The sequence below is a fragment of the Nitratireductor alexandrii genome (assembly GCF_004000215.1).
In the GTDB taxonomy this organism is placed as follows: Bacteria; Pseudomonadota; Alphaproteobacteria; order Rhizobiales; family Rhizobiaceae; genus Mangrovimarina; species Mangrovimarina alexandrii.
In genome coordinates, this window is record NZ_RBVY01000004.1 from 386,717 (window position 1) to 405,532 (window position 18,816).

General features: G+C 65.3%; 21 protein-coding genes. 10 read left to right on the forward strand and 11 right to left on the reverse strand.

The genetic code is table 11. From position 1 onward, the window contains the following. Positions 1–135: 135 nt before the first annotated feature. Both recA and EP380_RS11420 read right to left on the reverse strand, forming a co-directional pair. Positions 136–1,221, reverse strand: coding sequence for a recombinase RecA (recA, locus tag EP380_RS11415; protein ID WP_106569277.1), 1,086 nt, complete (start codon positions 1,219–1,221; stop codon positions 136–138). A gap of 316 nt (positions 1,222–1,537) precedes the next feature. Continuing rightward, a complete protein-coding gene (locus EP380_RS11420; protein WP_127598710.1) occupies positions 1,538–1,747 on the reverse strand; it encodes a hypothetical protein in 210 nt (69 codons plus the stop codon). Between the two features lie 143 nt (positions 1,748–1,890). Here EP380_RS11420 and EP380_RS11425 point away from each other — a divergent pair, with 143 nt between their 5' ends. Together EP380_RS11425 and EP380_RS11430 are read left to right on the forward strand one after the other, a co-directional pair. Then, positions 1,891–2,337 carry a hypothetical protein gene (locus EP380_RS11425; RefSeq protein ID WP_127598712.1) on the forward strand — a complete coding sequence of 149 codons (447 nt, stop codon included), beginning with the start codon at positions 1,891–1,893 and terminating at the stop codon, positions 2,335–2,337. Continuing rightward, positions 2,330–2,827, forward strand: a complete 498-nt coding sequence (locus EP380_RS11430; RefSeq protein ID WP_164749833.1) for an ImmA/IrrE family metallo-endopeptidase — start codon at positions 2,330–2,332, stop codon at positions 2,825–2,827. Before EP380_RS11425 ends, EP380_RS11430 begins: the two co-directional genes overlap by 8 nt. Positions 2,828–2,865: 38 nt before the next feature. Here the strand turns inward: EP380_RS11430 and EP380_RS11435 are convergent, their stop codons facing one another. Then, positions 2,866–3,759: an IS1595 family transposase gene (locus EP380_RS11435; RefSeq protein WP_127598716.1), complete on the reverse strand. Its 894-nt coding sequence runs from the start codon at positions 3,757–3,759 to the stop codon at positions 2,866–2,868. Between the two features lie 208 nt (positions 3,760–3,967). Here EP380_RS11435 and EP380_RS11440 point away from each other — a divergent pair, with 208 nt between their 5' ends. Further along, complete coding sequence (locus EP380_RS11440; RefSeq protein ID WP_127598718.1) at positions 3,968–4,942, forward strand: PfkB family carbohydrate kinase; 975 nt, start codon at positions 3,968–3,970, stop codon at positions 4,940–4,942. Further along, positions 4,939–5,862, forward strand: a complete 924-nt coding sequence (locus EP380_RS11445) for a pseudouridine-5'-phosphate glycosidase (RefSeq protein ID WP_127598721.1) — start codon at positions 4,939–4,941, stop codon at positions 5,860–5,862. Before EP380_RS11440 ends, EP380_RS11445 begins: the two co-directional genes overlap by 4 nt. Before the next feature lie 6 nt (positions 5,863–5,868). Here EP380_RS11445 and cckA read toward each other — a convergent pair whose 3' ends face one another. Continuing rightward, a complete protein-coding gene (gene cckA, locus EP380_RS11450) occupies positions 5,869–8,451 on the reverse strand; it encodes a cell cycle histidine kinase CckA (protein WP_127598723.1) in 2,583 nt (860 codons plus the stop codon). A gap of 291 nt (positions 8,452–8,742) precedes the next feature. Here cckA and EP380_RS11455 point away from each other — a divergent pair, with 291 nt between their 5' ends. Continuing rightward, a complete protein-coding gene (locus EP380_RS11455) occupies positions 8,743–9,531 on the forward strand; it encodes a flagellar biosynthetic protein FliO (protein ID WP_127598725.1) in 789 nt (262 codons plus the stop codon). A gap of 126 nt (positions 9,532–9,657) precedes the next feature. Here EP380_RS11455 and dksA read toward each other — a convergent pair whose 3' ends face one another. Then, positions 9,658–10,074 carry an RNA polymerase-binding protein DksA gene (dksA, locus tag EP380_RS11460; RefSeq protein WP_106569272.1) on the reverse strand — a complete coding sequence of 139 codons (417 nt, stop codon included), beginning with the start codon at positions 10,072–10,074 and terminating at the stop codon, positions 9,658–9,660. Between the two features lie 222 nt (positions 10,075–10,296). Here dksA and EP380_RS11465 point away from each other — a divergent pair, with 222 nt between their 5' ends. The 4 genes from EP380_RS11465 (at position 10,297) to EP380_RS11480 (ending at position 14,125) form a co-directional block, all read left to right on the forward strand. Continuing rightward, on the forward strand, positions 10,297–10,806 hold the full coding sequence (locus EP380_RS11465; RefSeq protein WP_158264277.1) for a SixA phosphatase family protein: 510 nt from the start codon (positions 10,297–10,299) through the stop codon (positions 10,804–10,806). 85 nt (positions 10,807–10,891) lie between these two features. Then, on the forward strand, positions 10,892–12,355 hold the full coding sequence (locus EP380_RS11470) for a YcjX family GTP-binding protein (protein WP_127598727.1): 1,464 nt from the start codon (positions 10,892–10,894) through the stop codon (positions 12,353–12,355). After that, positions 12,352–13,446: a YcjF family protein gene (locus tag EP380_RS11475; protein ID WP_127598730.1), complete on the forward strand. Its 1,095-nt coding sequence runs from the start codon at positions 12,352–12,354 to the stop codon at positions 13,444–13,446. Before EP380_RS11470 ends, EP380_RS11475 begins: the two co-directional genes overlap by 4 nt. 139 nt (positions 13,447–13,585) lie before the next feature. Then, positions 13,586–14,125, forward strand: a complete 540-nt coding sequence (locus EP380_RS11480) for a hypothetical protein (RefSeq protein ID WP_106569268.1) — start codon at positions 13,586–13,588, stop codon at positions 14,123–14,125. Positions 14,126–14,228: 103 nt separating this feature from the next. On the opposite strand, the gene folK is transcribed toward EP380_RS11480, so the two are convergent. The 3 genes from folK to folP are packed head-to-tail and all read right to left on the reverse strand — an operon-like array spanning position 14,229 to position 15,961. Further along, positions 14,229–14,744, reverse strand: a complete 516-nt coding sequence (gene folK, locus EP380_RS11485; RefSeq protein ID WP_127598732.1) for a 2-amino-4-hydroxy-6-hydroxymethyldihydropteridine diphosphokinase — start codon at positions 14,742–14,744, stop codon at positions 14,229–14,231. After that, on the reverse strand, positions 14,728–15,087 hold the full coding sequence (gene folB, locus EP380_RS11490; protein ID WP_127598733.1) for a dihydroneopterin aldolase: 360 nt from the start codon (positions 15,085–15,087) through the stop codon (positions 14,728–14,730). Before folB ends, folK begins: the two co-directional genes overlap by 17 nt. Before the next feature lie 10 nt (positions 15,088–15,097). Further along, positions 15,098–15,961, reverse strand: coding sequence for a dihydropteroate synthase (gene folP, locus EP380_RS11495; RefSeq protein WP_127598735.1), 864 nt, complete (start codon positions 15,959–15,961; stop codon positions 15,098–15,100). Between the two features lie 110 nt (positions 15,962–16,071). Between folP and EP380_RS11500 the strand changes: the two genes are divergently transcribed. Further along, positions 16,072–16,686 carry a DUF922 domain-containing Zn-dependent protease gene (locus EP380_RS11500; protein WP_106569264.1) on the forward strand — a complete coding sequence of 205 codons (615 nt, stop codon included), beginning with the start codon at positions 16,072–16,074 and terminating at the stop codon, positions 16,684–16,686. A 32-nt stretch (positions 16,687–16,718) separates the two neighbouring features. On the opposite strand, the gene EP380_RS11505 is transcribed toward EP380_RS11500, so the two are convergent. The 3 genes from EP380_RS11505 to EP380_RS11515 form a co-directional block, all read right to left on the reverse strand. After that, on the reverse strand, positions 16,719–17,738 hold the full coding sequence (locus tag EP380_RS11505) for an NAD(P)/FAD-dependent oxidoreductase (protein ID WP_127598738.1): 1,020 nt from the start codon (positions 17,736–17,738) through the stop codon (positions 16,719–16,721). 162 nt (positions 17,739–17,900) lie between these two features. Continuing rightward, a complete protein-coding gene (locus EP380_RS11510; RefSeq protein ID WP_106569262.1) occupies positions 17,901–18,221 on the reverse strand; it encodes a 2Fe-2S iron-sulfur cluster-binding protein in 321 nt (106 codons plus the stop codon). A gap of 124 nt (positions 18,222–18,345) precedes the next feature. Continuing rightward, positions 18,346–18,720: an Hpt domain-containing protein gene (locus tag EP380_RS11515; protein ID WP_127598823.1), complete on the reverse strand. Its 375-nt coding sequence runs from the start codon at positions 18,718–18,720 to the stop codon at positions 18,346–18,348. Positions 18,721–18,816: the final 96 nt, after the last annotated feature.

Below are 18,816 nucleotides of genomic sequence, written 5' to 3' on the forward strand. Positions count from 1 at the left end.
CTCCCCGGCGCGCAATGGGCGGCCAGATACCCGGCCGCCCGCCATCCCACGCGCAGGCCAGAAAAAGGCCGCCCCTGCCTGAGCCCGGGCGGCCTGTCGTCACGAACGGCCGGGGTCGCTCGGACCCCGGAAAAACTACATTTCCGCGGCGTCGCCGCCCTCGTCCTCGGGGCGGCCCTCGTCGAGGAATTTCTCCGCGATCAGACCGGCATTCTGGCGCAAAGCCAGCTCGATCTCGTCGGCCGTTTCGGGATTGTCGCGCAAAAACTGCTTGGCGTTTTCGCGGCCCTGGCCGAGCCGCTGCGAATTGTAGGAGAACCAGGCGCCGGACTTCTCCACGATGCCCGACTTCACCCCGAGATCGATCAGTTCGCCGGTCTTCGACACGCCCTCGCCGTACATGATGTCGAACTCGACCTGCTTGAAGGGCGGCGCGAGCTTGTTTTTCACCACCTTGACCCGGGTCTGGTTGCCGGTGACCTCGTCGCGATCCTTGACCGCGCCGATGCGGCGAATGTCGAGCCGGACCGAGGCGTAGAATTTCAGTGCATTGCCGCCGGTTGTGGTTTCGGGCGAGCCGAACATGACGCCGATCTTCATGCGGATCTGGTTGATGAACACGACCATGGTGTTGGAGCGCGAGATCGAGGCGGTCAGCTTGCGCAGCGCCTGACTCATCAGCCGCGCCTGCAGGCCCGGCAGCGAATCGCCCATCTCGCCCTCGATCTCGGCGCGCGGCGTCAGGGCGGCGACCGAATCGACCACCAGCACATCGATCGCGCCCGAGCGCACCAGCGTGTCGCAGATCTCCAGCGCCTGCTCGCCGGTGTCGGGCTGCGAAATCAGAAGATTTTCCAGGTCGACGCCGAGCTTGCGGGCATAGACCGGATCGAGCGCGTGCTCGGCGTCGACGAAGGCGCAAATGCCGCCTTTGCGCTGCGCCTCGGCCACCGTGTGCAGCGCCAGCGTCGTCTTGCCCGAGCTTTCCGGTCCGTAAATCTCGATGATGCGGCCCTTGGGCAGGCCGCCGACGCCGAGCGCGATATCGAGTCCGAGCGAGCCGGTCGACACCGTCTCGATCTCGACCACCTGCTCGTTGCGGCCCAGCCGCATGATCGAGCCTTTGCCGAACGCGCGCTCGATCTGCGAAAGCGCCGCATCCAGAGCCTTGGATTTATCCACCGAATTGTCCTCAACCAGCCGCAATGAGTTCTGAGCCATGATACATTACCCTTCGATCGTCAATGAAGCCCGGTCGCTTCTTATTCCTGATTGATTTGTACCCGTTTTGTTCCATTTATGCAAGTTTGTAGATTTTATTTAAAATCAAAGCTTTGAGGATTATGTTCTTTTTTCGTTCGGGATTCCACCACAGCGGATGTATCCCGTTCAGACATGTAGGGAAGATAGGTGGCAATGAGACACGAACGATTCGCGCGCCTCACTACTTCCGAGATGGCGGAGTTGCCACCTGCCACCTGCACCGCTTCTGAGGCGGGCGGGTTCTCGCCAGCGACGTTGACGGCCACTGAGGCGGTTAGAGCTTCCCGGTGGACTTCAAGAGCGTGTTTAGTCGGTAGACTAGCACTTCGATATTGTTGTCGATTGCCGACAGCGATACGGCAATATGTTCGAGAGCTTCAGTCTGCCGTTGCTCGATTGTCAGCTTGGTGTCGCCGATTTCGAGTGTCGGGGTAAAAGGACGTACTGTACCTTTCGGGCCGGATTCCTTAAGATTGATAGTCATGGGTGTTTCTCCGGTGAAACCAGAGACACTACCTTGAGTCGTTTGCTATCACGACTCACGCCTAGATGGTTTCGTCATTCCCCCTGTGAACAAATGTGGATAATGTGCTCGACGAACACCATATGAGTCGGGAGGAATGGTGATTGTGGAAAGGCGGAACGTATATTCCGTTACCTCAATGCCCGGACCCGGCGTTGGTTTGGGTCAAGCAGTCGGTCGATTGCCGGGTGACTGACCAAGCCGCAAACGCCACCGATGCTATTCACTTGGCTGCGCAGGTCGGGCGGCTTGACGTGCTGTCCCTTATGATTGGGCTTCTGAGCCTGGCGATTGTTGTGGCAACGATATTAGGATTCTGGTTCTACCGTGGGGTTGTAGACCAGCGCGCCAAGGATGAGGTGCGCGAGTTGCTGCCAAATATCGTGCGGGATCATCTTGCTCAGAACCCGCATGTATTAGTCGAAGCAATACGTGCGAATGCAAATCTCCTTTCGGGCGCGTTTGGAACCGATAGTGAGCGAGATTTCTTTAGCGAGATTGCTGCGACCATCGACGAAGATGGGCGCGAAGAGGAAAAGACAGATGGCTAAGGCGAGTGAGCTAATAGAGCGCTACACTGCGGACGCGCCGGTCAGGATTGAGACGTTGATAGAGGCCCTCGGCGTAGAGCTGGAACGCAAGGCCGAGCTACATCCAAGGATCGCAGGACAAATCGAGCGTCTCGACGACGGCACTTTTAAGATTTCTGTCAATAAGGACGACCACTACTATCGCCGTCGTTTTACGATGGCACACGAGTTGGCGCATTATCTTCTACATCGGAACCTTATCGGTTCCGGCGTCGATGATACAAAGGCATATCGAAGCCTCGATATTGGGCGATTCAACAATCGCCAGATTTTGCCGGAGCATGAGACTGAGGCAAATCGTATAGCTGCAAAGCTACTGATGCCCGCGCGCCTCGTCCGCGCCTGCTACGAAGATACGCATGGCGATGTGTCCGAAATGGCTAAGCGCTTCCAAGTCTCGGCGGAAGCGATGGGATACAGGCTGCAATCTCTGGGGTTGGAGAATGGATAGGCTGTCAGATCGCTTTGATGGCCTCCTAAAGGCGATGCTTACGCGTCCGCCTTTGGCGCAGGACGGGGGAAAGACCGCAAAAGCAGGTCGAGCATCAGATGCGGGTGCTTCCGAAGGTTCTGGCGGAACTCGAACTCCCAAAGGTAAGTTTGGAGCCACTTCTTCGACACCGAAACGTAAGTCCCCTCGATAGACCGTTTCACGTTCGCCCAGAACGCTTCGATGGTGTTGGTATGGACCTGACCCGAGACGTACTGGCCTTCGGAGTGATTGACGGTGCCGTGGCGATAGCCGTACTCGCCAAGGTTCCTGAACGCCTTGGCCTCGTCGGTAGCGATGCGCGAACCTTGCCGGACCCATTTCGCGATGGCGGGGAGCACGTCCTTTTCACGGCGTGAGGGAATGACGCGGGTGACCGTTTCGCCGCCGCGCTCGGTGATGCCGATCACGATGGCCTTGTCGTCATGGCCGCGCTTGTCCTTGCCGCCGATAAACGCCTTGTCGGCCTCGACAATGCCGCCGCCCTTGCCGCCGAGGCTGTTGTCGCCATCGACATAGCCCATGTACTGGCGGATCAGGTTGCACATGCGCCAAGCTGTCTTGTACGTCACGCCGATGGTGCGCTGGACTTCCTTGGCGGACACGCCGTTGCGGGAAGTCGTGAACATGAACATGACGTGGAACCAGTCCCGCAGGGATGTGCGGGTGTTTTCGAACGGCGTCCCTGCAGTCGGATAGACCTGATAGCCGCAGAAATCGCATTCGTAGCAGCGGCGCGACCTCACGCGATGGAAGTTGGCGAGCCTGCCGCACTTGGCGCATTCGTGGCGCTTTCCGTAGCGGGTAGCCATCAGATGATCGAGGCACGAATCATCGTCGGGGAACTGTGCGAGGAAATCTTTGAGTGTCGGGGCTTTGGGTTTCTTGCTCATGCTCCGAATATAGAGATTCTCCCTACATGTTTCAAGGGGATACATCCGCACCACAGCGGATGTATTCCCTCTCCCACGGTTTTGCGGCCCCGTCCGAGGGTCGGCGGGGCCGATTCGGCCGGCCCCGTTGCCAGCGCAAATCCCGGCCGGTAATGTCGCCACGCCGGCCGCGCGCCGGCCCGTCTTTTCTTCCCAGTCCGGCGCCACGATGCCTTCAGCTTCCCGCACAATCCTTGCCGTCGGCGGCGCCCATATCGACCGGCGCGGCCGGGTCGCAGGCCCGTTCGTGCCCGGCGCCTCCAATCCCGGCACGATGCGCGAGGAGGTCGGCGGCGGCGTCTTCAACGCCGCACGCGTCATGGCCGGCCGCGGCGCCCGTGTCGCGCTGATGTCGGCGCGCGGCGGGGATGCGGCCGGCGAAGCCGTGGCGGCCGCGATCGCGGCTGCCGGCATCGCGGATCTGTCGGCCGTCTATCTCGACCGCACGACGGCCAGCTACACCGCGATCCTCGACGCCGACGGCGACGTGGTCGCCGCGCTCGCCGACATGGCGCTTTACGACGCCGCCTTCGACAGGCAATTACGCCGCTCGGGCGCACGCGCGGCCGTGGCGGACGCCGACGCGGTTTTGTGCGACGCCAACCTTTCGACCGCCGCGCTCGACCGGCTCGCCGGCCTTGCCGGCGCCAGCCCGCTTTACGCGATCGCGATCTCGCCGGCCAAGGTCGGCCGCCTGGCCCCGGTCGCCGACCGGCTGGCCGGCCTGTTCATGAACCGGCGCGAGGCGGCGGCGCTGACGGCGACGGCGGCGACCGCGCCGCCGCAGGCGCTGGTCGCGGCCCTGCGCGCGGCCGGCCTTGCACGCGCGGTGGTGACGGCCGGCGGCGGCGAACTCATCGCCTTCGACGACGAGGCGTTCTACCGCCTGACGCCGCCGCCGCCGCGCCGGATTGCCGACGTCACCGGCGCCGGCGACGCCCTTGCCGGCACGATGGTCGAGAGCCTGACGGCGAAACTTCCGTTCGCCGAGGCCTTGCGCCGGGGCGTTGCCGCGGCCGTGCTGTGCCTGGAAAGTGCCGCTGCGATTGCCGATCACGACGACCAAACCTTCGCACAGACGCTGGCGCGCGTGCCGGCGCCCGCTTTCCTTCCCCTCCCGCAAGACAGAACGGTTTGCCCATGATCCCGCATAGCGCCCAGGCCCTCGTCGACATCGCCCAACCGGTGGCGGACGCGCTCGCCGCCCGCAAGCCGGTGGTCGCGCTCGAAAGCACCATCATCACCCACGGCATGCCCTATCCGCAGAACGACGAGATGGCGGCCAATGTCGAAGCCATCATCGAAGCCGAGGGCGCGGTGCCGGCCACGATCGCCGTCATCGACGGGCGGCTCAAGATCGGCCTCACGCCGCAGGAGCGCACCACGCTCGCCAGGACCGGCGAGGCGATGAAGCTGTCGCGCGCCGACCTCGCCTTTGCCGTGAGCCAGCGCCGGACCGGCGGCACCACGGTCGCCGCCACCATGATCGGCGCGGCCCTGGCCGGCATCACGGTGTTCGCCACCGGCGGCATCGGCGGCGTGCACAAGGGCGCCGAGACCAGCTTCGACATCTCCGCCGATCTCGACGAGCTCGCCCGCACACCGGTCATCGTGGTCTCGGCCGGCGCCAAGGCGATCCTCGACATCGACAAGACGCTGGAAGTGCTGGAAAGCCGCAGCGTGCCGGTGGTCGCCTATGGCAGCGACACGATGCCGGCCTTCTGGTCGCGCCGCTCGCCGCATCCCGCACCGCTGCGGCTCGACACGCCGGAGGCGATCGCGCGGTTTTTTAAGACCCGCGGCGCGCTCGGGCTCGGCGGCGGCATGCTGGTCGCCAATCCGGTTCCGGCCGAACACGAGATCCCGGCAGACGAGATGGCGGGGTTCATCGCCGCCGCCCAAGAGGCCGCCGAAGCCGAAAGGGTGTCGGGCAAGGCCGTCACCCCGTTCCTGCTCGAACGCATCCTGAAACTGACCGACGGACGCAGCCTGGCCACCAATATCGCGCTGGTGGAGAATAACGCCCGGCTGGCCGCGCGCATCGCCGCGGCGCGTACCGGATAGCCGGCCTCACTCGCCGTTTTCCAGCATCTCCTTGACCACGGTCGCCAACTGCTTGAGCGAAAACGGTTTCGGCAAAAAGCCGAACTTGGCTTCCTCGGGCAGGTTCTTGGCAAACGCGTCCTCGGCATAGCCGGAAACGAAGATGAAACGGATGTCGGGCTGCAGCTTGAGCAGTTCGCCAAGCAGCGTCGGCCCGTCCATTTCCGGCATCACCACGTCGGACACGACGATGTCGACCTTGCCGTCCAGTTCCTTGAAGATCTCCAGCGCCTCGAGGCCCGAGGTCGCCTCGTGCACGGTGTAGCCGCGCGAGGTGAGCGCGCGCATGCCGCCCATGCGCACGGCGTCCTCGTCCTCCACCAACAGCACCGTTGCCGTTCCGGAAAGGTCCTTTTGCGGGACGGCCGCGGCCGGGGCGTCCGCCGTCTTTTCGGCCGCGGCTGCCTCGGCCGTGCCATCCGCGCTGACCTCGACATGGCGCGGCAGGAAGATGCGGAACGTCGTGCCGTCTCCCTCCTGCGAATCGCAGAAGATGAAACCGCCGGTCTGCTTGATGATGCCGTAGACCATCGACAGGCCGAGCCCGGTGCCCTTGCCGACCTCCTTGGTGGTGAAGAACGGCTCGAAAATCTTCTTCAGCGCGTCGGCGGGAATACCGGTGCCGGTGTCCTCGACCTCGACGAGCACATAGTCCGCCGGCGCGAGCTCGCGATAGGGCAGCCCCGCGCAGTCCTCGACCGCGCAATTGCGGGTGCGCACCGTCAGTTCGCCGCCGTCGGGCATGGCGTCGCGGGCGTTGACGGTGAGATTGACGATCACCTGTTCGAACTGGCCGAGATCGACGCGCACCGGCCACAGGTCGCGGCCATGCTCTATCTTGAGCTTGATCTCGTTGCCGATCAGCCGTGCCAACAGCATGCGCAAATCGGCCAACACGTCGGTCAGGCTCAGCACTTCCGGCCGCAGCGTCTGGCGCCGCGAAAACGCCAAAAGCTGCCGCACCAGCGAGGCGGCGCGGTTGGCGTTCTGCTTGATGTTCATGATGTCGGGAAAAGACGGGTCCGACGGGCGGTGATTGGTCAGCAGCAGATCCGAGGCCATGATGATGGCCGTCAGCACGTTGTTGAAATCATGCGCGATACCGCCGGCGAGCTGACCGACCGCCTGCATTTTCTGGCCCTGGGCCATCTGCGCCTCGAGCGCCTTCTGCTCGGTGGTCTCCACGGCGTAGACGATCGCCGCCTCCTCCGCATCCTCGCCCGCATCGGCCACGGCGTTGACGTAAAAGCGCATGTGGCGCTCGTCGTCGCCGGGCAGAACGGTGTCGATGGGGGCGATATCGGCCTGGCGCAGCTTGGCCTTTTCCAGCGCGGCGGCAAAGGCCGAACGGTCGCGCTCGTGGATGACGGTTTCCAGACGCAGCTTGCGTTCGACCGAGGCGCGGTCGACGACCGATCCGAACAACGACAGGAAGGGCGCGTTGGTGCGCAGGATGCGGCCCTTGCCGTCGACGCCGGCGATCGCCATCGGGGTGGAGTTGAAGAAACGCGTGAAGCGCACCTCCGAGGCGCGCAAATCGGCGGTCGCGTCCTCGCCCTTCGCGCGATTGAGCACGATGGTGCGGCTCGCGCCGGGCACGCCGTCGCGACTGGCCATGGTCTTGTGCATGAAACGCACCGGCAGCGCCTCGCCGCCGCCCGTCAACAAATCGAGATCGATGACGGCATTACGCACCGAGCCCGGCTCCGCCTTCACCGAGCGGATCAGCGCCATGCCGTCGCCGGCGACGATTTCCGGCAAGGTGACGGATCCGGGCGTGAAACTGGCCAGGTCGATGCCCAGCCATTCGGCAAGCGTGGCGTTGACATAGGTCACGCGGTCGTCAGCGTCGGTGGAAAAGAACCCGGCGGGGGCGTGGTCGAGATGGTCGATCGCCTGCTGGAGGTCGAGAAAGAAGCGTTCCTGTTCGGCACGCTCGGCAGAAATATCCTCGATCTGCCAGGACAACAAAGGCTGGCGCTGGGTCGGCGCGGCAAAGCTGCGCGCCCTGGCGCGATACCAGCGCGCACCCGGCTCCGAGCCCGGCCTTATCGACTGCGACATGCGGAACTCGCCCTCGCCGCTCTGCCCGTCGCGCAGCGCCGAGGCGATGCGTTCCACCACCGGCGCGGCATCGGGATTGTCGGACAGCAACCCCTCCACAGAACGCACGTCGGCGGCCGAACTGGCGCCGGTCAGATCGGCATAGGCGCGGTTGGCGTAGCAGACCCGCCCCTTCAGGTCGCTGACGATAAGCCCTTGCGGCATGGAATCGACATAGGCCTTGGCCAGTTCGTCGCCGCTGGAGCGCGGCGCGATCTGCACGAAGCCGATCGCGGTGGCGAACAGATAGCCGATGCCGATCATCGCCAGCACGCCGAGCATGCCGAGCAGAAACGGATCGCCGAAACGGTCGCGCATGAGCACGAACAAGAAGGCGGCGCAAATCAGGACAACGATGAAGACGACCAGACGGGCAATGGTGCCCGGGCGCGCATTCTGGTCGACGATCGGGTCGGGATAGCCCTTCCCCCGGCCTTCTCCTGCCATTGCCGCTCCGTCCTGCCCGATTCCTGTCGATTGAACCCGACCGGTATGAATCACATTCTGCGCGCAGGCGAAAGCCCGTCCGCCCGCTTGCCGGCAAATTCCGGCCTCGCAGGGCGGCTTTGCCCGTCTGCAATGCGGGCGCGGCGTTGCGCGCGGCGCCGAAGTTGGACTGCCGCGTGCCGGCCCCCCCGCCGGCGGCCGATATCTGCCGCAAACGGCGCCCGAGACGTTTCCATTTACACATGAAACGTTTTAGTGTTCGCCACCAAAACGCGGGGAAAGGAAGCGGCAATGACGGCATGGCTGGAAGGGATGATCGGACCTCAATACGCGCCGCTGGTCGGATGGGTCCTGTTGGCCCTCGTCATCATCGTCATCGTGCTGATCGCCCTGCGCCTTCTGCGCGGCATAACGGCGGGAACCTTCATCGCCGGCGGGCGCAACCGCAAAGCCAGGCTCGCCGTCATGGACGCCACCGCGATCGACACGCGCCGCCGCCTGGTGCTGGTGCGGCGCGACGACGTGGAACACCTCATCCTGATCGGCGGCACGAGCGACATCGTCGTCGAACAGGATATCCGCATGATCCACAAGGCCTCGCGGTCGATCACCGACGAGGCCGAAGCGCCGGCGCGCCAGGCCCCGCCGCAGCAACCGCAGCCGGCGCCGAGCAAGGCAGACGCGGCCCCGACCCGGCCGTTTTCAAGCTTGCGGAGCCCGGAACGCCCCGCTCCCCCGGCGCGCCCCGCAGCACCGCCGCCTGCCCGACCTGCATCCCCGCCGCCCGCAGCGCCGGCCGCCAAGCAGGCTCCCGCCTGGCGCCAGCCGGAGCCTGCCGCCGCTCCCAGGCCCCAGCCGGCGCCGGTTCGCCCCGCAACGCCGGCACCGGCCGCGCCCGTTGCGGCGCCGGCGCCCAAACCGGCACCGGCCCCGCACGACGACAGCGACCTTGACGACGCGCTGCTGCGCGAACTCAACCAGTCGCTGAGCGCGGACGCGCCGAAAGCACGGGCCAAGGACGGCTCGCTCGACGACGAAATGTCAAAACTGCTCGGCGAGCTTTCACGCGACGACAAATAGAGTTCGCAAACGGCGAGCGCGCGCCGCGGCCGGCCGCTCGAAGCCCGCCCGGCAGACCGTCAAACGAACATGAAAAAAGACGGCCTCGTCAGCCGCCTCATTCCATCCTGCCGCCTGAAGGCCGGTTCAATCGTCGCGATAGACTTTTTCGCGCCGCTCGTGCCGCTCCTGCGCCTCGATCGACAAGGTCGCGATCGGCCGCGCGTCGAGACGCTTGAGCGAGATCGGTTCGCCGGTTTCCTCGCAATAGCCGTAGGTGCCGTCATCGATGCGCTGCAGGGCCGCGTCGATCTTGGAGATCAGTTTGCGCTGGCGGTCGCGAGCGCGCAATTCGATCGCCCGGTCGGTTTCCGACGACGCGCGGTCGGCGAGATCGGGATGGTTGGCGTTTTCCTGCTGCAGCGATTCCAGCGTCTCGCGTGCTTCCCGCAGAATATCGTTCTTCCAGGAGATCAGCTTGGTCCTGAAATAGGTCTTTTGCCGCTCGTTCATGAACGGCTCGTCCTCGGAAGGGACGTAGTTCTGTTCTTTGGTTCCACTCATTCGAGTCACCCCGCACAATGAACCGGCGCTTATATATTCGGGCGAATTTGACGGCACAAGCACAAAGGTCGGAGAAATCACGTCTTTGTCAGAGCCGATTACAGCCTGCCGGCGCCGGGAGGACACGGTATCGGCGCACGCGGCGATATTGCGCCGGCCATGGCGGATGCCTTAGGAACGGGATCGGATACGGTGCGTGTGGCGCCGGACGGGGAGACCACGATGAGCCGCCTCTTTCTGCTGCGCCACGCCAAAGCGGCCTGGGCCGAACCGGGCGGGCGCGATTACGACCGCGCCCTGACCGAGGACGGCCGTGACCAGGCCGTCGCGATCGGCGCGGCGATGCGCGCGGGCGGTCACGTGCCGAGCGTCGTCGTATGCTCGCCGGCACGCCGGGCGCTCGAGACCTGGCAGGGCGTGGCCACGGCGCTTGGGTACAAGCCCGGCCAGGCGCTGATGTCGGGCTCCCTCTACGGGTCGGATCCCGGCGCCTATCTGACCATCATGCGCAACAATGGCGACGCCGACGCGCTTTTGATCATCGGCCACAATCCGATGATCGAGGAACTGGCCTTCGCCTTCGCCCGGCACGGCGACGAGGAGGCCCGCCAGCGCCTGGCTCGCGGCTTTCCGACTGCCGGGCTGGCAGTGTTTTCCTTCGCCAAGCCGCTGTTCGAGGCATCGGCCGCCGACGCGCGGCTCGACGCCTTCCTGACGCCCGAGCGGGCATGAGCGCGCGCCGGGCCGCCGCTCCATTCCAATTCGCAGCCGCGCTGCCTATATCGATGAGGTTTGAGCGCAACCGCACGGAGGCGATTTGGCGTCCCTGACAACCTATGCAGACGAGGCGCTGATCGCGCTCGACACGCTCGCCAGCCGCGCCGCCGGCATCGTTTCCCCGAATATCAGGCTCGGCGTGACCGGCCTGTCGCGAGCCGGCAAGACGGTCTTCATTTCCTCGCTGGTGCACAATCTGATCCATGGCGGGAGACTGCCGCTGTTCGAAGCGCAGAAAACCGGGCGCATCGCGCGTGCCTTTCTGGAGGAACAGCCCGACGACGCCGTGCCGCGCTTCCAGTACGAGGAGCATATCGACGCCCTGGTGAAGGAGCGCCGCTGGCCCGAATCGACCCGCGCGATCTCGGAACTGCGCCTAACGATCGCTTATGAATCGGCCTCGGCCTGGGGACGCATGTTCTCGCGCGGCCAATTGTCGGTCGATATTGTCGACTATCCCGGCGAATGGCTGCTCGACCTGCCGCTGCTCGGCAAGAATTACGCCGCTTTCTGCCGCGAATCGCGCGAACTGGCCACGCTGCCGGTGCGCGCCGATCTCGCCGCCGACTGGCTGGCCGCGGCGAACGCGGTCGATCCGAATGCCGATGCCGACGAGATGACGGCCAAGGCGCTGGCCGACCGTTTCGCCGCCTATCTGAGAGCCTGCAAAGAAGACAGCCGCGCGCTCTCCACCCTGCCGCCCGGCCGCCTGCTGATGCCCGGCGACCTCGACGGCTCGCCGGCGCTCACCTTCGCGCCGCTGCCGCAGGAAAAGACCGGCCGCACCCGCCCCGGCTCGCTCTACGCGATGATGGAGCGCCGGTTCGAGGCCTACAAGACCCATGTCGTCAAACCGTTCTTTCGCGAGCACATCACCCGGCTCGACCGGCAGATCGTGCTGGTCGACGCGCTGCAGGCGCTCAATGCCGGACCGGCCGCGCTCGCCGACCTCGAGCGCGCGCTGACCGACATCCTGTCCTGCTTCCGGCCGGGGCGCGGCAATCTCGTCACCGACCTGCTGACGCGCCGTATCGACCGTATCCTGGTCGCCGCCACCAAGGCGGACCACCTGCACCACGAAAACCACGACCGGCTGCAGGCGATCGTACGCCGGCTCGCCGACCGGGCCGTGGCCAGGGCGCGGCTGACCGGTGCCGAGATCGACGCCGTCGCCATGGCCGCCTTGCGAGCGACCCGCGAAGGCACGGTCCGGCAGGGACGCGAGGATTTGCCGGTGATCATCGGCACGCCGCTGGCCGGCGAGACCATCGGCAAGGAAACATTCGACGGCGAGAGCGAAACCGCGGTCTTTCCCGGCGACCTGCCGGACGATATCGGCCCGTTGTTCGACGCGGCGGCCGACACGACACCGGTCGAGGCGTTGCGCTTCGTGCGTTTCCGCCCCCCGCGCCTGGAGCGATCCGCCGACGGTCTGTCGCTGGTCCTGCCGCATATCCGGCTCGACCGGGCCCTGCAATTCCTGCTCGGAGACCGGCTGGCATGAACACAAAGCGCACACCCGCCGCCTTCCGCCTGCCGGCGCACGAGGCCCCCTCCAAGCCGGCCACGGCGACCAAGACGGCCGACGCGCCCGCAGACCGAAAACCGCGCCGGCCGCGCGCCGTGCGCGGCGACGATCTGGTCGCCGTCAAGCCGGACGAAAACGACTATTTCGAAGATGGCGCCGATGCCGAGCTGCGGCCGCTGCCGCCCGCCCCGCGTCGCTCACGCCTCGCCGCGCTGTTTTTAGGCGCCACCGGCATCCTGATATCGCTCGCCGTCGGCCTATGGGTCGACCGCCTGGTGCGCGAGCTGTTCGCCCGCGCCGACTGGCTCGGCTGGACGGCGATCGGCCTGACCGCGCTCGCCGGCGCCGCGCTCGTCGCGATCCTGATGCGCGAAGTTCTGGCCTTGATGCGGCTGGCCTCGGTCGAGCGCATGCGCAGACGCGCCGACGACGTCGTGGCGCGCGCCGACGCCAAGGCGGCACGCGATCTGACCGACGACCTTTCCGGCTTTCTTGCCGCCAAGCCCGAAACCGCCGCTGGCCGCACCGCGCTCGAGGCATTGCGCGACGACGTCATCGACGCGCCGGACCTGATCGCGCTGGCCGAGACCGAATTGCTGGGCCCGCTCGACGGGCGCGCGCGCCAACTGGTGCTTGACGCAGGAAAGCGCGTGTCGCTGGTCACCGCCGTCAGCCCGCGGGCGCTGGTCGACCTTGCCTACGTGCTTTACGAAACCGCCCGGCTGGTACGCCGGATCGCCGATCTCTACGGCGGGCGACCGGGCACGCTCGGTTTCTTGCGCCTGACCCGCTCCGTGCTTGCCCATCTCGCCGTGACCGGTTCGATCGCCGCCGGCGACAGTCTCGTCCAGCAGCTTGTGGGCCACGGCCTAGCCGCGCGCCTGTCGGCCAAGCTCGGCGAAGGCGTGGTCAACGGCATGATGACGGTCAGGATCGGCATCGCGGCGATGGAGGCGGCCAGGCCCCTGCCCTTCCGCGCGCAAAAGCGCCCCGGCCTTGGCGATTTTCTGTCCGCGCTGACCCGGCTGGTCGGCGATAAGGCGCAAAACCAGCCGCCGTCGTCATGACACGCTGCCAAATCGGTGCTTGAAAGATGGCCGCGAGTTGCGCATTCTGCGACAAAGGCGCGCGGCCTAGACAAAGCATTAACCATTCTGGGGCAAGGATCGGCTGTCGCGTCCAGTATTCCGGTGACCGGGTAGCCAGATGAATCGTGTTCTTCGCACACTCTTGCCGTCGGCAGCCGCGGCATTGTTTCTTTCCCAAGCCACGGCGCTTGCCGCGGATCGCGATCATACGTTCTTCCAGTCGGTGCGCGGCGAATGGGTCGGCCCCGGCGAGATCGTTGCCGGCAAATACAAAGGCACGAAATTCACCTGCACCCTCACCGGCACCGCCCATTCCGGCAAGGTCGGGATGACGCTCGGCGGAAGTTGCCGGGTGGGCGTGTTTTCGCAAAAAATGTCGGCTTCGATCGTGCGCCACGGCAAAGGCTATCGGGGCACGTTTCTCGACGGTGCCAGCGGCAAGGGCCTCGACATAGTCGGCGGCAACGTCAATGGCTCGCGCGCCGTGATGTCGCTCAACCGCGACAAGCTCAACGGCGCCATGCTGGCCCGGATGAAGGGCGACGACGCCATGAACGTCACCGTGTCGGTGCGCGTGAACAAGGAACTCGTGCCGGTCATCGGCATGAATCTGAAGCGGGTCGACGCCACCGCGGTCGGAGCCGTGTCGCGCAGATAGGGTCGATCGGGTAAACCGGGTCCTTCAGTCGAGAAAACCGGGTTCCGGCGTGTTGTCGCCGGCCGGCACCACTCCGCAACAAGCCGTCGTCCAGGAAGCGTTTTCAGCCTTTCCACCAGGCATCGCCTGCTTCGGCGACACTGATGCCGGAGGTATCCGCCCGGGTGAGATAATGGTCGAGGCCGAGCCCCTCGACGGTCAGGTCCGGCGCGATTTCCCGTAAAGGAATCAACACGAAGGCGCGTTGCAGCATGCGCGGATGCGGGAGTTCGAGCCCGTCTTCGCAAAGCGTCGTGGCGCCATGGCAGAGCACGTCGACATCGATCACCCGCGGACCGCCGGGTATGGTGCGCACGCGTTTCAATTCCCGCTCGGCCCCCAGACACAGTTCAAGCAGGGCGCGCGGGGAAAGCGTGGTGCGAAGTTCGGCCACGCAATTGAGAAAATCCGGTTGCGTCACCACGCCCCAGGGCGGCGTACGATAGACCGAGGAAACCGCCACCACCCGTGTCGACATATCCGCGTCGACGATACGCAGCGCCGCCGCCATCGCCGTCAGCGGGTCGCCAATATTGCCGCCCAGCCCGAGAAAGGCGCGGACCTCATTGCGGCCAGACAAGCGTCACCTCCACATGGTCGAGCACGCCCGGCACCGGCGCGTTGGGCTTCCTGACGGTGATTTCGGCCTGCTTGATCTGCGGAAAGCGCGCGCAAAGCTGGCGGGCGACATCGCGCGCCAGCGCCTCGATCAGGAAGCGGCGTTTTCCGGTCACGATCGCCTCGATCACCTGAAACGCTTCGCCGTAATCGACCGTGGCGCCGATATCGTCCTCGTCGAGCGGCTTTTGCGGGTCGACGGTCAGGGCGGCGTCGACATAAAAGCGCTGCCCCAGCATCTCCTCGGCGTCATGTACGCCGTGGCGCGCGAAAAAAGCGCAATTTTTCAGCCGGATGACATACATGTCGGCGCTCTCAGCGTTGCGGGCGGGCGGCCAGCATAGCATCCGCCATCTTCAGCGCATCCACATTGATTGCGACGTCGTGCACCCGAAAAACCGCCGCGCCCTTCATGCGCAGAAAAACGCTGGTCGCAGCCGTTCCCGCCCCCCGCGCGCCGGGTTCGCGACCGGTGACGTGGCCAATGAAACGCTTGCGCGACGTGCCGGCGAGCAAAGGCCGCCCGAGCGCGTGCAGTTCGCCGAAACGCGCGGCAAGCTCCAGATTGACCGCCGCCGTTTCCTTGCCGAAGCCGAAACCGGGATCGAGCACGATGCGCTCCGCGCCGAGCCCGGCCGAACGCGCGAGGGCAAGCGAGCGCTGCAGGAAGACACGCTGGTCGTCGATGACGTCGGCTTCGAGCGCGCGATCGCGGCTGTTATGCATCAGCACCGCGCCGGCTCCGGTCTCAACGATTGCGGCCGCCATGTCAGGATCGCGTTGCAAGGCCCAGATATCGTTGACGATATGCGCGCCGGCTGCGATCGCCTTGCGCGCCGTTTCCGCACGATAGGTGTCGATTGAAATCAACACATCGGAGCGGCGCGCCAGAGCCTCGATCACAGGCAGAACGCGCGCTTGCTCCGCTTCGGCATCGACCGCACCGGCACCCGGCCTGGTCGATTCCCCGCCAATATCCACGATCGCGGCCCCTTGCGCCTCCATCGCCAGCGCCGCCTCGAGCGCCGCATCGCGGTTGGCGAACAGCCCGCCGTCGGAAAAACTGTCCGGCGTGACGTTGACGATGCCCATGACCACCGCCTTGGGGCCGAGCGTGAGGCCGCGGCCGTGGGCGAGCGGCCAAAAAACCGGTTCCGTCGTTATCGCGTCCTCGGTCATCGTCCTTGCTCTCCGGTCCCGGCAATGCCTGCGGCACACCGGCTTTTTAGTTGCGCCGCCTGCCGGTCTGGCGCATGGTCGTGCCTTGGCCTTAACCGGGATCGGCCGCGATGAGAAGGTCCGTCTTCGTCCTGACGATACTGCTTGCCGGCACGACCGCGGCGGCGGCCCAGACCGTGTCGCGCAGCTACAGCTATTTTTCGATCGGCGGGCGCACGCTCGAGGAGATCGATAGCGAACTGTCCAAGCGCGGCCCCCAGGTCCAAAGCACCGGCCAACGCCATCCCGGCGCCACGCGGATGAAGTTTTCCACCAAGCTGACCCATGCCAGCACCGATCGTTGGTGCGCGGTCGACAAGGTCAGCGTCTCGGTCACGGCCCGCATCATCCTGCCGCGCTGGGTCCAGCGGCGGCGCGCCGACGGCGACACCCGGCTGATCTGGGACACGCTGTCGGCCGACATCAAGCGGCACGAGGAATTCCACGTCCAGATCGCCAAGCGACACGCGCGCGAGCTCGAACAGCGGCTGCGGCGCATCGACCGTCGCCGCGACTGCGCCGCGCTCAAGGAGAAGGTCGACCGCGTGACTGCCTATGTCATGCAAAAGCACGACGAGGCCCAGGAACGATTCGACCGTGTCGAGGGCAAGACCTTCGAGGACCGGATGATGCGACTTCTGACCTATCGCCTGCAGCAAATGGAAAAGCGCCGGCGATCGAAATAGGCCGCCGCAGTCCTGAGCCGGCGCCCTGGGACTCAGGTCACGCCGAGCTTTTTCTGCAGGCTTGTCGACGAGGTCGTGTACTGGAAGACCACGCGTTCGCCGGGGTTGCAGATGCGCTTGGCGGCCTGCGTCATCAGCGCCGCCTCGTGGAAACCCGACAGGATCAGCTTGAGCTTGCCCGGATACCAGTTGATGTCGCCGATGGCGAAAATGCCGGGCTCGGAGGTTTCGAACTTCTCGGTGTCGACCGGGATCAGGTTCTCGTGCAGATTGAGCCCCCAATCGGCGATCGGCCCCAGTTTCATCGTCAGGCCGAAGAACGGCAGCATGCGCGTGCAGGCGATCTCGACATCGCCGTCCGGCCCCTTGATCACGGCGGCCTTCAACAGGCCGCCCTCGCCGATCAGTTCCTTGACCTGGCCGACCTGAAAATCGAGCGCCTTCGTCTCCTGCAGCGCATACATCTTGTTGACGCTGTCCGGCGCGGCGCGGAATTCCGGACGCCGATGCACCAAAGTCAGCGATTTGGCGACCGGTTGCAGGTTGAGCGTCCAGTCGAGCGCCGAATCGCCGCCCCCGACGATCAGCAGGTCGTGGCCGCGAAACTCCTCCATCCGCCGCACGGAATAAAACACGCTCTTGCCCTCAAACGCCTCGATGCCGGGAATCGGCGGGCGCTTGGGCTGAAACGATCCGCCTCCGGCCGCGATGACCACGACCTTGGCCTCGAAAATCTCGTTTTCGTCGGTGGTGACGCGAAAACCGCCCTCTTCCAGTCGTTCCAGGCCGGTGACCATGCGGTTGAAGGTGAAGCCGGGCTTGAAAGGCGCGATCTGCTCCATCAATTTGTCGACCAGTTCCTGGGCCGAAATGACCGGCCAGGCGGGAATGTCGTAGATCGGCTTTTCGGGATAGAGCTCGGCGCACTGGCCGCCCGGACGGTCGAGAATGTCGATCAGATGGCACTTCATGTCGAGCAGACCCAGCTCGAACACGGCGAACAGGCCGACGGGCCCCGCGCCGATGATGAGAACGTCGGTTTTTGTGGTCATAATTGGTCTCGCGCTCCGGCCGCTGGGATCGACGGCACGCTAAAGCCGTTCGGCCCGCGAGGAAAGCCGTTCCCGCTGCGGGGCGAACTCATTTTTCCGCACGGGCCAAAGCTCGCGCGACGGCGGAGGCAATGCGAGCGAAAGCGGGAAAAGTGCCGATGCTCAGGCCTGACGTTCCGGCACCGTCACGACCAGCCCGTCGAGTTCGGACCGCACCGTGATCTGGCACGACAGCCGCGAATTCGGGCGCACGTCGTAGGCGAAGTCGAGCATGTCTTCTTCCATCGCCTCGGGCTCGCCGACCGTTTCGGTCCAGGCCTCGTCGACATAGACGTGGCAGGTGGCGCAGGCGCAGGCGCCCCCGCACTCGGCCTCGATGCCTGGAACTGCGTTCTTGATGGCATTTTCCATCACGGTCGAACCGTCTTCGGCGTCGACAACGAACTGCGTTCCGTCATGCGCGATATAGGTGATCTTGGTCATGCAGGCGATCCCGACAGGAAGTGACCTGCCGACTTAACCGCTTGACCGCATGTGTCAACCACGCCGTGCTCGCATCGTGGCTCGACCCTGCCTATTCCCGCCGGCCGGGCGGCGGCAACGCGGCTCAGCGACTGATCGCAGCGACGAAATCGCGCACGTCCTCGATCGCCCTGGCAAGCCTGTCGACGGCGCGCTTGTCCTCCGGATCGGTCTCCAGCGCGTCGGCCAGCTCGGCCACGATGAAGGCGCCGACGCCGCGCGCCGAGCCTTTCAGGCCATGCGCGAGAAACCGACGCTGCGCGGCGTCGGAGCGGCCGATCTGCTCGCGCACGCTCTGGGCCTGCTGGACGAACATCGACAACACGTCCTGCTCGAGCGCCCTGTCGCCCATCGTCTGCCTGGCCAGATGCACCAGATCGACCGGCCGGCGCCGCGAGGGAACGCATGTCTCGCCGCCCGGCATCGCAAACGGCACAACCTCTACGCTCGGATACGCCATACTCTTCACCCGTTCTGTCCCAACACCCCAAACCCTAATTCACGGGCGTGGATAACGGGTTAATCGAAACTGCCGCTTTGTGACCGATTTTGGGCC

Bases quoted from the DNA above. Each gene is read 5' to 3' on its own strand.
- recA (WP_106569277.1), bottom strand. From the start codon at position 1,221: ATGGCTCAGAACTCATTGCGGCTGGTTGAGGACAATTCGGTGGATAAA.
- EP380_RS11420 (WP_127598710.1), bottom strand. From the start codon at position 1,747: ATGACTATCAATCTTAAGGAATCCGGCCCGAAAGGTACAGTACGTCCT.
- EP380_RS11430 (WP_164749833.1), top strand. From the start codon at position 2,330: ATGGCTAAGGCGAGTGAGCTAATAGAGCGCTACACTGCGGACGCGCCG.
- EP380_RS11435 (WP_127598716.1), bottom strand. From the start codon at position 3,759: ATGAGCAAGAAACCCAAAGCCCCGACACTCAAAGATTTCCTCGCACAG.
- EP380_RS11440 (WP_127598718.1), top strand. From the start codon at position 3,968: ATGCCTTCAGCTTCCCGCACAATCCTTGCCGTCGGCGGCGCCCATATC.
- EP380_RS11445 (WP_127598721.1), top strand. From the start codon at position 4,939: ATGATCCCGCATAGCGCCCAGGCCCTCGTCGACATCGCCCAACCGGTG.
- cckA (WP_127598723.1), bottom strand. From the start codon at position 8,451: ATGGCAGGAGAAGGCCGGGGGAAGGGCTATCCCGACCCGATCGTCGAC.
- EP380_RS11455 (WP_127598725.1), top strand. From the start codon at position 8,743: ATGACGGCATGGCTGGAAGGGATGATCGGACCTCAATACGCGCCGCTG.
- dksA (WP_106569272.1), bottom strand. From the start codon at position 10,074: ATGAGTGGAACCAAAGAACAGAACTACGTCCCTTCCGAGGACGAGCCG.
- EP380_RS11465 (WP_158264277.1), top strand. From the start codon at position 10,297: ATGAGCCGCCTCTTTCTGCTGCGCCACGCCAAAGCGGCCTGGGCCGAA.
- EP380_RS11475 (WP_127598730.1), top strand. From the start codon at position 12,352: ATGAACACAAAGCGCACACCCGCCGCCTTCCGCCTGCCGGCGCACGAG.
- EP380_RS11480 (WP_106569268.1), top strand. From the start codon at position 13,586: ATGAATCGTGTTCTTCGCACACTCTTGCCGTCGGCAGCCGCGGCATTG.
- folB (WP_127598733.1), bottom strand. From the start codon at position 15,087: ATGTATGTCATCCGGCTGAAAAATTGCGCTTTTTTCGCGCGCCACGGC.
- folP (WP_127598735.1), bottom strand. From the start codon at position 15,961: ATGACCGAGGACGCGATAACGACGGAACCGGTTTTTTGGCCGCTCGCC.
- EP380_RS11500 (WP_106569264.1), top strand. From the start codon at position 16,072: ATGAGAAGGTCCGTCTTCGTCCTGACGATACTGCTTGCCGGCACGACC.
- EP380_RS11505 (WP_127598738.1), bottom strand. From the start codon at position 17,738: ATGACCACAAAAACCGACGTTCTCATCATCGGCGCGGGGCCCGTCGGC.
- EP380_RS11510 (WP_106569262.1), bottom strand. From the start codon at position 18,221: ATGACCAAGATCACCTATATCGCGCATGACGGAACGCAGTTCGTTGTC.
- EP380_RS11515 (WP_127598823.1), bottom strand. From the start codon at position 18,720: ATGGCGTATCCGAGCGTAGAGGTTGTGCCGTTTGCGATGCCGGGCGGC.